A 13,494-nucleotide genomic window follows, 5' to 3' on the forward strand; every position below is an offset into this window, starting at 1 on the left:
TTGAAGGCCCAATAAGGGATTGCCAATGAGCTCGAATCCTTCATAACAAGATGAGGAGATGCAATTGGGCAGAGTCAGCGCAAAGAACAGCAGAATACGTGAGGTCGGTCTGCCGTTAGCAGCACTGGCCATCTGGTTGCTGTGTCTTCTGGCGCCCTTGCATATGGCTGCCGGCGCTCTCAGAGGGCTCTCCGACGCCGGTGTTCAGATAACCACTTCGTGGTCCATCTGTACCACCCTCGCCACCGGCAAGAACAACCCCGAACACTCGGTGCCGAATTGTGCCGTGCAGTCCCTTGCCAAGATGGGTCTGGCACTACCAACGGTTCCGGCCCCGATTGCGGTCGTCTTGCGGCAGATCGGGCGCATTGATGTTGCCGTCCACGACAGGGGAGGCCATCCCCTTCAAGACTTTAGGCCGAACCAGCCTCGCGCGCCACCGTCAACGCTGGCTTAGCCGACACACCTTTTTGCCCATCCACGAAGGCCAGATCTGCTCGATTGAGCGGATGCATTCTGCGTGTGCGGTTTATGGCCTGGGCCCTAAACCCTTGCCCCATCAGCCCCTCAGGTCAGCTTCGAAAGCGTGTGAGGCCTGTCAGGGCTGAGGAAGGGTATTCCAGGCATTTCTCAAGATCTTCAAGGCGGAGAGGACGCGGCACCGCGTGACACCCGCCTTTCCTTTCTCGCGTCCAGCGACGTCCCACCACGACGCGCGCGGCGCAAACTGTGGACACATCAATGTCAGAAAACGTCAAACGCGGAGGAAATTCCGCGCTCTATCGCGCCGTATGGCGATGGCACTTCGTGGCAGGTCTTCTGATCCTCCCCTTTGTCATCATACTTGCGGTCACGGGCGGAGTTTATCTGTTCAAGGACGAGATCAACGACGTCGCCTACAAACAGCTCCGTTTCGTTACGCCGAGCAAGCAAGAGATGCTTGCTCCTTCTCAAATCACTGGGGCAGCGCTTGCGGTTCACCCGGGAACGCTGAAATCCTACGGCCCCCCCGCGGCCGCAAACCGGAGTGCGGAGGTCAAGATCGTCGGTGAAGACGGGTTGAAAGATACCGTTTACGTCAACCCCTATGACGCCACGGTTCTCGGAAGCCTGTGGGACGGAGGCGCCGCCGGAAGCCCGGCCATGTATGTGGTGCGCAAACTTCATTCCCTGGAATATGTCGGCTGGCTCGGAAACCGTATCATCGAGGCGACGGCTGGCTGGATGGTCCTCCTGGTTGGTACCGGGCTCTACTTGTGGCTGCCACGTGGACGCAAGGTCGGTACGGTGTCGATCAAGGCAACGCGCGGTCGCCCCTGGTGGCGAGACCTCCACGCGGTCACAGGGCTTTATACCGGCCTGTTCATCGTCTTTCTGGCCATGACAGGGCTGCCCTGGTCATCCGTCTGGGGTGGCAAGTTCTACGACTACGCCTATCAGCTTGGTCTTGGCATGCCGGACGGCTACTGGTCGAACACACCGGTCTCGACCGTCCCGGTTGCCGATGCGGTGGACCGGGCGCCCTGGATCATGGAAAAGCAGCCCATGCCGCTTTCCGCGGCCAGTGAAGGTGTGCCCCAGGAGCTTGACGCCGTGGTTGCGACTGTCGAGAACCTGGGCATCGTTCCAGGCTACGCCATCTCCATGCCGAACGGCCCTGAAGGCGTTTTCACCGCTTCGGTTTATCCCGACGATATTACCGGAGAACGCGTGATCCATCTGGATCAATACACCGGGCAGGTGCTCTATGATGCCGGATTGAACGACCTGGGTGCGCTCGGCTGGGCCGCGGAATGGGGCATCAGCATCCACATGGGGCAGGCCTGGGGTCTGGCCAATCAGATCGTTCTGCTCCTGGCCTGCGCCGCAATGGTCGGGCTCTGCGTCTCCGCTGCCGTGATGTGGTGGAAGCGTCGTCCGGTCGGCGGCATTGGCGCCCCGCAACTCCCCGTCGACTGGCGGATCCCCAGAACCCTGCTTCTGATGGCAATCGCAGCGGGCATCTTCTTTCCCTTGGTGGGGTTGTCGATGCTGGTTATCGCCGTGGTCGAGGTCGTCATCTACCTTTCCAGGAGACAGCGCTTCCAGGCAACCTGACCGAACCGAAACGCCGGGCCTGTCCCGGCGTTTCCTGTTCTGTGGCGGGAGAAGATCGCCAGGCATATTCGGAATGAGAGGACGTCTGTATGGGCGCCGTCGGAGCTTCATCCTCACAGGCTTCGTCGTCACCAATCCGCTCGAAGCATCTTCCGTAAGGGCAATTCATGTGGCCAGTCTGACTGCCGGGCGCGACGCAGCGCAAAGCTTTGCCTTTCACATGTTGTCGAGAGACCCTACAATTAGGAATATTTTTTTCGTACCGCCCATGTCTTTTGAAAAACCGGGGACGAGTCCACGTGCCATTGTTGAGCTGGTTGGAGGAAAGAGGGCTTGGCGATTACGGGTCGATGCTGGAAAAGCACGGCGTCGATATGGAAGTGCTGCCTCACCTGGAATACGCGCATCTGGCCGAAATGGGTTTTTCCATCGGCGCACGCCTGAAGCTGCTCAAGGAAATTGACAAGGGACTGCGGGAAACGCAGCACCAGGAGGCACAAAAGCAGTCCGGTCCCAGCGCGGAGCGGCGCCAATTGACCGCAATGTTCTGCGATATTGTCGGTTACACGCGACTTTCAGCGGATCTGGATCCTGAAGAAACCCGCAGGCTTCTGCGCGAGTATTGGAAAGCCGTCAAGTCCATCACGGCGCGCTTTGGCGGGCATATTGCTCAATACCTGGGAGACGGAGCCCTCATATATTTCGGCTATCCCGCAGCCCTTGAAGACGATGCCGAACGGGCCGTCAACGCCGCCCTGGCTCTGCTTGCGCACAATCAGGAAGCCGAGGGTCATGGCGGTGCCAACCTGCACATGCGCGTTGGCATTGCGACGGGCCCTGTTGTCGTTGGTCTGCCGTCACAGCTCAAGAGCAGGCCGGAGGATGCTCTCGCAGTTGGGTCGAATGTCAATCTGGCGGCCCGATTGCAGGCGATGGCGGCCCCCGACAGTCTCTTGATTGACGATGTCACCCGAAAGCTTGTCGGGGATCTGTTTGTTGTCGAGCCGCTGGGCGAAAAGGCAATTGCCGGTCTCGAAAAGCCCAAGGTCGTCTTTCAGGTCATTGCGCCACGGCTTGCCCGAAGCCGTTTTGAAGCAAAAAGCCGTTCCCGTAGTGGCATCTTTCTGGGGCGTGGAGTTGAAAACGCCCTGGCAATGGAAGCCTGGCGCAAGGTGCAGGCAGGAGGGTGTCATGTCGTCTCGGTGAGGGGAGAGCCGGGCATCGGCAAATCTCATTTCGTTTGGCAGCTGACTGATACGATTGCTTCCGAGGATGTTGAAGTGATCCAGCTTCAGTGTGCTCCCGGGCAGGCGAACACCCCCTTTTTCCCTCTGGCTGAGGCGATTATGGAGCAAGCCGATGTGTCTCCGGTCGCTACGGACGAGGAGAAGGCCAGAAAGCTTGGAAAGCTTGTCGGTTCGCAGCTTGGTCTATCGGACGAGCAGCTGGATGTTTTGGCCGGACTTGTCGGCTCTGGAAGCAGCAAGGCCGCAAAGCCCAAGGCAAACCCCGTTGTCTGGCGCAAACAGGCTTTCCAGATCCTGCGCCGGTTCTTTGCCGAAAAAGCGACGGTTCGGCCGCTGGTACTGGTTGTTGAGGATATGCAGTGGTGCGATCCGACGTCGCTCGAGGTTCTGCAGAACATCGTGTCCGATAGCGCGCCGGCTTCCATTTTGATGATTACCACATCCCGCCCGGACGGCTGGCAGGCCCTTATTGCGCCTTACGGCAAAGCCACGAATATTTTCCTTGAGCGGCTGACAGCGGAAGACACAACGGGCTTCGTCAGGGAACTCCTCGGGCATGACGTCCCCAAAGCGCTCGTTGATCTGATCTTTGAGCGCACGGATGGTGTTCCGCTGTTTGTGGAAGAGCTGACGAATGTCATTCTTGAAAAAGATCTGCTGTTTCGCACCGAGCACGGCGTTGAACTGAGCCGGCAACTCGACATGGGCGACATACCGAGCAACCTCCAGAGCATCTTGCTCGCGCGCCTGGACCGGCTCGGAGAGCACAAGCGCCTGGCGCAGGTTGCCGCGTGTATCGGACGCAGCTTTTCCATTGATGTATTGGCCGGTGTTGCAGATGCCGGCCAATCAGCCTTCAAGAAAGGTCTTGAAGTTCTTCAGTCTGCCGAGCTGATCCACCCTTCCGGCGGACTGCCCAGCCGGCAATTCACGTTTCGCCATGCCCTGATCCGCGATGCTGCTTACGGCACACTTCTGGCTGCCGACCGGCGGGACATTCACTCCCGCATTGCTGAGGTGATGCCCGAGCTTCCGAATTTCGACAGTTTGCTTCGGCCGGAGGACATGGCGTTTCATCTTGTGCGTGCCGAACGTTACGAGGAAGCGATCGTGCGATGGCACGAAGCTGCGGTTGTCGCGAATTACAGGTCTGCCAGCGAGGAAGCCATTGCCCATCTGAAGAAGGGCCTGGAACTTCTCGAACACGTGAAAGGCAAGTCGCGCCGTGAAGCGCTGGAGTTCCTGCTGCTGATTGAACTGGTTGCGCCCTACCGAGCCGTGCGTGGATTTGCTGCGCCCGAGGTGGGGGAAACAACCCGGCGTGCCATTCAACTTGCCGATCAGGCACAGGACGTGGATGCAATTCTGCCGCTGCTCTACAATCAGTGGGTTTATGTTTTCGTGACCGGACACCGGGATGACGGCGATGCCCTCATCGATGAACTGTTCGCGCGTCGCTCTTACGACCAGGGGAATTTGCTGCGTATGACGGCGCATCGCGCCAAGGCAGCCAATGAGTTCCTTCGAGGTCGCTTCCTTTCTGCAAGACAGAATTTCGAGACCTCAATCGCCTATTATGACCCGAAATATCAGGCATCCGTCACCTATTCGATAGGGTTGGACGCCCTTGTTGCCGCGTCTGGCTACAACGCGCTGGCTTGCTGGTGTCTTGGTGACGGTGAGGCGGCGGAAGAGAACATGAACAGGGCGCTTGCCCATTCCGCGAAACTGGATCTTGCCGGCAGCCGAGCCTTTGCAACCTATCATGAGGCGCTTTTACGCGGCGTGTTGATGGAGCAGCAGGACATTCTGGTCGACAATGGTCGCCTGCTGCAAAAGGTGGGGCTTGAGCATCACTACAACATGTGGCTAGCCTGCGGGCGACTGCTCGAAGCGATGGGCGTCTGTTGCCAGGAGCCTTCTGAACATTCCGTCCGGCTTGTGGAGCAGCGGCTTGAAGAGTTTCGCGACATGGGCGTGGTTTACCTGCCGACATATGAGACCTTCCTTGCAAGGCGCTGGCTGGACCTGGGTAGGGGGCGGGAAGGCCTGGTGCACATCAAGAATGCCCGCATGCTCATGAAGCAGTTTGGGGAAGTCTGGAACGAGCCGGAAGTTGGCCGTGTCGAAGCGCAACTGCGGCTCTTTGAGGGAGACGAGCCTGAAGTCGTCGAAGCAATTCTGCGGCAGGCGGCCGATGTCGCGGAGCACCAACAGTCCCGAACCTTCGGCAATCGCATCGAGAGCGCTCGACAGTTTCTGCAGGAGAAAATCGCCGCTGCGCGCAATGGTTTGTTTGCTTGAAACAGGCCGCGCGCGTTGAGATGCTCGCGGAAAGCTTCCTTCCTGTTCAAGCTGTGTGGTCTTTGCAGAAAACATGCTCGCCGTCCTCCGATCGTCAGCAGCGCGGGGCGCATATTCAGGTGTGCATTTGAGTGGTCAGTAAAATGCTCCTGATGTGAACAGGTTCACATAACGTAACGGAAATTTTTGGTACGACACTCCCAAAACTGGGAGGAAAAATGTCTACCGAAATATGGTTCGCTCTTGCAGCGACAAATTTTGCTGCGTCGATAGCGCCCGGGCAGAACGTTGCCTTCGTCAGCGCCGCGACAACCCGCTCAGGTTTTCTGGGCGGCGTTGCTTCACTTGCCGGCATCCTTGTTGCGGAACTCGTCTGGGTGCTTTTGGCAATTCTGTTTGCAGCCGGACTGCTGGAGGTCAGTCCTTTTTTCATTCACGCCATGCAGTTGGCCAGCGGACTTATCCTTGCCTATTTTGGTTTCAGCATATTGCGGGAAATGAAATTCAGTAAGATGGAGCAGGCACCTGCTTTCCGCTTCACCCATTATGCGGCAAAGGGAGCGTGGATCGGTTTGGCGAACCCTCTTGCTCTCATGTTTTTCGTTGCCCTCTTTCCCGGGTTCCTGCTCCAAATGACGGACAAGTCCTACGCGACCACCCTGATTTTATGCGTCCCCGTGATCCTGCTTTCCTCGGCCTGCGGTCTCATTCCCTGGATGGCAGCCACAAGAGTGTTGTCGGTTCACAAGGGCATTGCCAACGTTGTGAATTGCGTTTCCGGGACGACACTGTTGATCATGGGCGCGCTCGTTTTCCTGAAGCTCATCTAGCACAGGAAGAATTTACGCCGGTCGACCGTCGGGCTATTTGGGACGGATCGCATTTTTTTCTGGCTGTCGAATAATGGCGGTGGCCAAGATAATTGTTCGAAAGCAAAAATTTGTACGGAATACGAGCTTCTCGCAATCCAGTCTGGGGGGACTCGCAAAGCTCTGTCACCAACGCGGAAAGACTGACGGACATCATTGCCCGCGATTGAGCCTTTCGGCGGCACTTGCGCGTGTTGCCAACGCTTTCATGTCGGGTATCGAGATTAGGCCGTTTGTCAGCGTTATCATCCCATCGTGTGCAAGGGCGTTGAGCCTCTTGTTGAGCGCTTCTCTTGTAACGCCCAGCATGTGTGCCAGCTCGTTCTGTGAAAATTTTCGTTTGAAATAGGCACCATCGTCTTTCTGTTCCGCGTACGACATTGCGAGATCCAGGAGTTTTTGAGCAAGCCGCCCGTCAAGGCCAAGAAAGGCGAAAGACCCCATCGCTTCCGTGTTGCGGCGCAGGATTTCACACAAGAGCTGGATGAGGTGATGGGCAAATTGCGGGCTGTTATCCAGCGCGATTTCCATCGCATCCGTGGGCAGGAACAGACATTCGGATTTTTCGAGAGCAGTTGCGTTCGCGGTACGCGGCAGTTTGTCCAGAACCGAGATTTCGCCAAATGGATCGCCTTGTTCCAAAAGCGCGAGGGTCAGTTCACGGCCTTCCGCATCCGAGATCCATATGCGGATGGAGCCTGAAATGATGACGCGAAGTCCATCCGGTTCGTCCCCGGCTGCGAAGATTGCGCGCTCCGCCTCGTAACGAGCGATGGTGCTCAAGCGGGCAAGCAGATCCAGACTGCCTTCATCAATATTTGAAAAAAGATAACACTCTCGGATGACGTCTCTCAGCATGGGATGCCTCAATCGGATTGCCGGCATGTGCCGAAGTTATTAATCGAAAGGAATGTCTTGATTGAACTTCCAGGTCGCTGGAAGCCCAAAGAATAGACAAGGAAAGATGTGTGGCGTCACATGGATAGAAATCGAATGTAATTCACCTAGTGTATTACGTAGGTGATTTTTGGAAATAGTGCGATCTGACTGGTTTCTCCTTCTTTCAGAAAATTCGTTCCAGACACATGAGGTGCGGCCGAAATAGGAGCACCTCCAGCTTCCGCTCAGTATGATGGGTAATATTCGATCTCTGTTGCAAGTGCCTTTTGAGGTTAGAGCGGAGGAAATTTCAGAAAAATTTCTGCATGTGTGAATTGGTTCACATACCGTCGGTTCAATTATCAGGAATATTCCTTTGCGTCATATGTTGGAAAGATTGATTTAGAAGGGACTATTTCTATGAGTTATCTAATCTATCGCAGTGTTGTCCACGATGGGGCGAGGCTCGCAGAATCGCTTGCTCCTTGCGATCTCGTTTATCGTGGATGCCGTCACGACGGTGTGACCGAACTGCAGGTCGCGCAGAAGACTGCAACTTCCATGTGCTACAGAAGTGTAAGCTACAATCTGTATACGGGAGCGTCAGCAGTTGAAACACCGAGCGCCATATCATCGGCCTCAACCAGACTGGCAGGCAGTGAAACTGTCGCTCTGATGCGCGCCGTTTAAGCGGCCTCAGCGTGGAGCCGGATTTTCCGCCATTTTCCACGCGGCGACGGAGCAAGAAACGACTGAAGCACCGATGACGCCGCGTCTCGGTGCTTCGGTTCTGATGTTCGGACGGTGTCCACCATGCCGCTGGGTGAAGAAGATCTTCCGGTTGGTATTTTGCCGCGATGGCAGGAGCGAAATGCTGCTATCGCGCGTGGAGCAGGAGATCCACTGAGCCGTTTTCCGAAATGATTGCCAGAAATGCATGCCATGAGTGATTGATTGTCGAGCATAGTTGCTTCAATATGTTATCGATAACTTTTCCGAAAGGCATTTCATGGAACTGGTTGAAACCACAAGGCGGCTTACTCACCGCGGCGCTCTTGCGATGCTTGTTGCAGCGGTTGAAAAGGCCGAAGAAATCGGCCAGCCGCAATGCGTCGTCATCGTCGATGCGAGCGGTGTGATGCTGGCTGAGATCCGGATGTCCGGCGCAAAGTTCCTGAGCCTCAAAAGCGCGACAGCAAAGGCGCGAACAGCAGCCTCCATCGGGGCAAGAACGTCTTCCATTCCGGAAGCCGTTCGTCCTTTGATTGGCCTGGCAACTGAAGGAAACGTCACCGGTCTGGAAGGAGGATTGCCTATCATTGTGGAAGGGCAGATCCTTGGAGGGATCGGAGTGGGGTCCGGCAGCGGCGATCAGGACACTGAAGTTGCGAGAGCCGGTCTTGCGGCCATTGGGGCGGACCTTTGAAAATGGCCTCTCAGGGAATGTGCCAGTTTATTGCCCTGTGATCCGGCGACCTGGTTGAAAGCGATGAAGGCGGAGGACAAAAGCACTCCGCCTCTTTCATGTGGTCGAGCCTCAAGCAAAGGCAATCTGGGCCTTGACGGCCCTGGACCGGTCCCCTGCAGTTTCGAACGCCTTAATGGCATCGTTCAGTGGAAAGGTCTGCGTTATGAAGGGTTTGACGTCAATCAACCCCTTTTGCATCAGGCTGACACCGGTGAAGAATTCCTCATGAAAACGGAAGGATCCCTTCAGGCAGAGCTCCTTGGACGTCAGCGCCATCATGGGGACTGACATATCGCCGCCCAAGCCCAATTGAATAATGGTGCCGCCCGGACGCATCGCTGCAATGCCCGCTGAAAGGGCAGGGGCCGCGCCGGAACATTCGTAAAGGACGTCGAAGGTGCCCTTGTCAGCGGAAAAGCGCTCCAGGTCCGAAGGGGTGGCTGCCATGTTCACCGTTTTATCCGCACCTGCGGTCCTGGCCATCTCGAGTGTGAAGTCACTCAGATCCGTTGCTACGATGAAGTCTGCTCCGGCTCTGCGGGCAGCAACGATGCACAAGATGCCGATCGGGCCACAGCCCGTCACGAGAACGGACTTGCCCAAGAGACTTCCGGCCTGCCGCGTCGCGTGCAGGCAGACCGCCAGCGGTTCGGCCATTGCGGCTTCGCCTGGTGTCAGGCCATCGGCGGGCGCGCACTGGAGGGCATCGGCAACCAGGACTTCGCGAAAGGCGCCCTGAATGTGCGGAAACGGCATGGCGCTTCCGTAAAAGCGCATGTTGAGACACTGGTTGAAGGAGCCTTCGTTGCAGAAACGGCATTGCCGGCAGGGCCTCGACGGTGAAATGGCAACGAGTTGTCCAAGCGCAAGGCCCGACACACCTTCCCCGAGTGCAGTGATGTGACCGGAAACTTCATGCCCAAGGATCATCGGTTCTTTCAGCCGCACCGGCCCGAAGCCGCCGTGGTTGAAATAGTGCAGGTCCGAGCCGCAGATGCCGCCCGCGGACAGCTTGACTTGAACTTCGCCGGCTCCGGGCTGTTCTGCCTCGCGCTCTTCAATGCGCAGGTCTTTGGCAGCGTGAATGACGATAGACTTCATGACTGCCTCACAGAACAGGAGTTTGAAGGGTTTTGCCGGCGAAATGCGCGGACAGATTGTCCCGAACGAGTTGGCCCATGGCCTTTCTCGTTTCGAATGTTCCTGAAGCGTGGTGCGGCTGCAGCAGAACGTTGTCCAGTTTCAGGAAGCGGGGGTTCAGCGCTGGTTCTCCTTCGAACACATCAAGCGCCGCCGACCCAAGTCGTCCGGTCTCAAGGGCGTCCAGAAGAGCGTCTTCGTCGATGTTCGATGCCCGGCTGATATTGATGATCATGCCATCCGGCCCGACTGCGTCGATCACCTGCCTGTTGACGATGTGGCGGGTTTGCGCCGATGCAGCAAGCGTGACGAACAGAAAGTCGGACCTGCGGGCGAGCTCGACCGGATCGGCAACGAACTCCCAGTCAGGTGCGTAATCCTTGGCCGTGACGCCCGAATAGGCAATGTCGAGATCAAACCCGGCAAGACGCTTGGCGACCTCAAAGCCGATCCTGCCCAGGCCGAGTACGCCTGCTCTCTTGCCCCAGACACGATTTTTGAGCGGATACAGACTCTTCGCGGCCCAGCTTCCGTCACGGACCCAGTTTTCTGCACCGATCATGCCGCGCGACTGGACGAGCATCATTGCAACACCGAGATCGGCCACGTCGTTGGTCAGAACATCCGGTGTGTTGGTCACCCGGATGCCGCGCTCCCGGCAGGCGTCCAGATCAACCGCATCGAAACCGACGCCATAGACCGAGATGATTTCCAGGTTTGGGCAAGCCTCTATCAGCGCCCGGTCTGCTCCGAGCTCGCCGCGTGTCGCTATTCCGCGAATGCGCTCACTGACCGAAGAGAGAAAAGCAATTTTATCCGGCGCTTCGAAATATTTGTGCATGGTAAAGCCGGCCTCCAGCGGGATCTGATCCCATTCGGGGTAAGGGCCGATCTGGAGAATGTCAGGTTTGCTCATTTTGGGGCTCCGAGACTTGACAACATTTGTTATCGATAACATAACGAAGGGAGCTGTCAATCGCCATCTGAAAAGGAAGCCCGCATGAGCCTTGCCCTGTTTGACCTGTCCGGTAAGCGGGCCCTGATCACGGGTTCTTCGCAAGGGATTGGTCTGGCCCTTGCCCGCGGCCTTGCGGGGGCCGGTGCCGACATCGTGCTGAACGGCCGGGATCCGGAAAAACTCAAGAATGCGGCGGATGGACTGCGTGCCGAAGGGGTGACCGTCGCGGAACTGGTCTTCGACGTGACCGACCATGAGGCTGTGCGCAGCGCAGTGGATAGTTTCGAAACCTCGACGGGTGGCATCGACATTCTGGTCAACAACGCCGGCATGCAGCACAGAACGCCTCTGGAGGACTTTCCGGCAGACGCGTTCGAGCGCCTCATGCAAACGAACATTGCCTCCGTCTTTCATGTCGGGCAGGCGGTTGCTCGTCACATGATCAAGCGCGGAGCCGGCAAGATCGTCAACATCTGCTCGGTGCAGACGGCACTCGCGCGTCCGGGAATTGCGCCCTACACGGCGACCAAGGGGGCGGTTGCAAATCTGACCAAAGGCATGGCGACGGACTGGGCAAAATACGGGCTGCAATGCAATGGCCTCGCCCCGGGATATTTCGATACGCCTCTAAACGCGGCACTGGTTAGCGATCCCGACTTCAGCGCCTGGCTGGAAAAACGGACACCGGCAGGCAGATGGGGCAAGGTCGAGGAACTGGTCGGCACCTGCATCTTCCTGTCGTCCGACGCGTCCTCCTTCGTCAACGGAACCACAATCTTCGTGGATGGCGGCATATCGGCGTGCCTGTGATGCCGGTTTTTGTTGTCATGGGCGTCTCGGGCTGCGGCAAGTCCCAGATCGGCAGGAAACTGGCAGAGGCTGTCGGCGGCCGGTTCATCGATGGCGACGACCTTCATCCGCAGGAAAACATCGAGAAAATGAGCGAAGGGATCCCTCTGACCGACGCCGACCGTCTGCCGTGGCTGGCACAGGTCGGTGAGGCCTTGCGGGATGTTTCGGATGTGACCTTCATCGCCTGCTCGGCGCTGAAGCGAAGCTATCGTGAGCGGATCATCGCGTATGCGCACCGTCCGGTGACGTTCCTGTTTCTTCAGGGAACGCCTGAACTGCTGCGCGAGCGGATGGCGCACAGGGACGGGCACTTCATGCCTACGGCATTGCTTGACAGCCAGCTCGAGACGCTTGAGCCGCCGGGACCGGACGAGCTCGCTTTCGTCGTTTCAATTGACCAGACGCCGGACCAGATCGTGGCGGCACTGGTGACATCCATTCGGAGGGAAATCGCATGAGCGTAAACGTGGCGTTGATCGGCGCCGGAGCCATGGGCGGAGCGATCGGAACACGCCTTGCGGAAACGGGCAACACTCTTCGCGTCTTTGACCTTGACCCGGAAAGGGTCTCGGCGCTCGTTGCAAAAGGCGCCGTCAGCGCCGCTTCTGCTGCGGAAGCTGCCTCCGGGGCCGACTATGTCATCACAAGCCTCAACGCGCCGCGCATCGTGGACAATGCGGTTTTTGCGGAAAACGGGGTCGCCGATGGCGCCCGTCCGGGAACTCTGATTATCGACATGTCGTCAATCGATCCCGGGGCAACCCGGGAACTGGCCGCAAAGGCGGAGGAGCGGGGCTTGCGCTGGGTGGACAGTCCGCTTTCTGGAGGCGCACCCAAGGCGCTTGTCGGCGAGTTGACGCTGATGGCGGGTGGTTCGGACAAAGATGTCGCAGACGCGCACAACGTCCTGAAGTTCGTCAGCTCCAATTATACCCACATGGGGCCGGTCGGGGCGGGCCAGACCACCAAGCTGATCAACCAGGTGCTGTGTGGCCTTGGCTTTCTGGCGGTGGCCGAAGCAACGCAGCTCGCGCTTGATGCGGGCGTCGATGCCGCGAAGATACCGACGGCACTGAAGGGTGGGCGCGCGGACAGTGCGATCCTGCAGGAATACATGCCCCGTTTCGTGTCGCGCGACTACCGGCGCACAGGCCGTATCGACAACATGGTGAAAGACCTGAATGGCGCACAGGATCTGGCGCGGACAACCCACACCGCCATGCCGCTGACGGCTGTCTGCGCCGAAGTTCACAGAATGCTCACAGCAGCAGGTTTGGGCGGCGAGGACCAGGCTGCGCTGATGGAATATTTCAAGGGTGCCGACAAGGAGAACTTCAAATGATCACCCGTTTCGCGCTTTTCGAAGGCAGCATAAAGCCTGGCAGGACGGAGGATTTCCGGGCAGCCGTGAAGGACCGGCTGGTGCCGCTCTGGCGGCAATTTCCCGGTAACAGCGATGTCAGAGTGATGTTCGGGGAGGAGCGCGACGAAGGCGCCCCGGAATTTCCGCTGATGTTGGCGATCACCTATCCGGACCGGGCGGCGATGGAAAACGCCCTCGGCAGCGATGCTCGCAGCAGATCTCGGGACGTGACAGGGGAAATTGTCGCTGAGTTTTTCGACGGGCGAATTCATCATCACGTCACCGAGGCAAACCAATACGAAGGATAAGCCTTCAAA

Annotated in this window: 12 protein-coding genes; 9 read left to right on the forward strand and 3 right to left on the reverse strand. The window is 57.8% G+C overall.

Translation table 11 applies throughout. The features are described from left to right. The first annotated feature begins 64 nt into the window (after nucleotides 1-64). From AC2A6O_RS16530 to AC2A6O_RS16545, 4 genes are all read left to right on the forward strand, one after another. Nucleotides 65-457, forward strand: a complete 393-nt coding sequence (locus AC2A6O_RS16530; RefSeq protein ID WP_498928658.1) for a hypothetical protein — start codon at nucleotides 65-67, stop codon at nucleotides 455-457. A 284-nt stretch (nucleotides 458-741) separates the two neighbouring features. Then, nucleotides 742-2,097, forward strand: a complete 1,356-nt coding sequence (locus AC2A6O_RS16535; protein WP_498928660.1) for a PepSY-associated TM helix domain-containing protein — start codon at nucleotides 742-744, stop codon at nucleotides 2,095-2,097. A 299-nt stretch (nucleotides 2,098-2,396) separates the two neighbouring features. Further along, nucleotides 2,397-5,648 (forward strand): adenylate/guanylate cyclase domain-containing protein, encoded by a 3,252-nt coding sequence (locus tag AC2A6O_RS16540; RefSeq protein WP_498928662.1) that lies wholly within the window; start codon nucleotides 2,397-2,399, stop codon nucleotides 5,646-5,648. A gap of 218 nt (nucleotides 5,649-5,866) precedes the next feature. Continuing rightward, nucleotides 5,867-6,478, forward strand: a complete 612-nt coding sequence (locus AC2A6O_RS16545) for a LysE family translocator (protein ID WP_498928664.1) — start codon at nucleotides 5,867-5,869, stop codon at nucleotides 6,476-6,478. 192 nt (nucleotides 6,479-6,670) lie between these two features. Here AC2A6O_RS16545 and AC2A6O_RS16550 read toward each other — a convergent pair whose 3' ends face one another. Continuing rightward, entirely contained in the window at nucleotides 6,671-7,375 is a 705-nt protein-coding gene (locus AC2A6O_RS16550) for a Crp/Fnr family transcriptional regulator (protein ID WP_498928666.1), read from the reverse strand. A gap of 1,030 nt (nucleotides 7,376-8,405) precedes the next feature. Here AC2A6O_RS16550 and AC2A6O_RS16555 point away from each other — a divergent pair. Beyond that, a complete protein-coding gene (locus AC2A6O_RS16555; RefSeq protein WP_498928668.1) occupies nucleotides 8,406-8,822 on the forward strand; it encodes a GlcG/HbpS family heme-binding protein in 417 nt (138 codons plus the stop codon). A 111-nt stretch (nucleotides 8,823-8,933) separates the two neighbouring features. Here AC2A6O_RS16555 and AC2A6O_RS16560 read toward each other — a convergent pair whose 3' ends face one another. Together AC2A6O_RS16560 and AC2A6O_RS16565 are read right to left on the reverse strand one after the other, a co-directional pair. Next, nucleotides 8,934-9,965, reverse strand: coding sequence for an L-idonate 5-dehydrogenase (locus AC2A6O_RS16560; RefSeq protein ID WP_498928670.1), 1,032 nt, complete (start codon nucleotides 9,963-9,965; stop codon nucleotides 8,934-8,936). A 7-nt stretch (nucleotides 9,966-9,972) separates the two neighbouring features. Next, nucleotides 9,973-10,920 (reverse strand): 2-hydroxyacid dehydrogenase, encoded by a 948-nt coding sequence (locus AC2A6O_RS16565; protein ID WP_498928672.1) that lies wholly within the window; start codon nucleotides 10,918-10,920, stop codon nucleotides 9,973-9,975. A gap of 84 nt (nucleotides 10,921-11,004) precedes the next feature. Here AC2A6O_RS16565 and AC2A6O_RS16570 point away from each other — a divergent pair, with 84 nt between their 5' ends. From AC2A6O_RS16570 to AC2A6O_RS16585, 4 genes are read left to right on the forward strand one after another with little or no spacing between them, the layout of a single operon-like run. After that, nucleotides 11,005-11,772, forward strand: coding sequence for an SDR family oxidoreductase (locus AC2A6O_RS16570; RefSeq protein ID WP_498928674.1), 768 nt, complete (start codon nucleotides 11,005-11,007; stop codon nucleotides 11,770-11,772). Beyond that, nucleotides 11,772-12,272, forward strand: a complete 501-nt coding sequence (locus AC2A6O_RS16575; protein ID WP_498928676.1) for a gluconokinase — start codon at nucleotides 11,772-11,774, stop codon at nucleotides 12,270-12,272. Before AC2A6O_RS16570 ends, AC2A6O_RS16575 begins: the two co-directional genes overlap by 1 nt. After that, a complete protein-coding gene (locus AC2A6O_RS16580; protein ID WP_498928678.1) occupies nucleotides 12,269-13,156 on the forward strand; it encodes an NAD(P)-dependent oxidoreductase in 888 nt (295 codons plus the stop codon). Before AC2A6O_RS16575 ends, AC2A6O_RS16580 begins: the two co-directional genes overlap by 4 nt. Further along, a complete protein-coding gene (locus AC2A6O_RS16585; protein ID WP_148583800.1) occupies nucleotides 13,153-13,485 on the forward strand; it encodes a putative quinol monooxygenase in 333 nt (110 codons plus the stop codon). The genes AC2A6O_RS16580 and AC2A6O_RS16585 overlap by 4 nt, the downstream gene beginning before the upstream one ends. The last annotated feature ends 9 nt before the right edge of the window (nucleotides 13,486-13,494 follow it).

The organism is Labrenzia sp. ATLA3 (genome assembly GCF_057180185.1).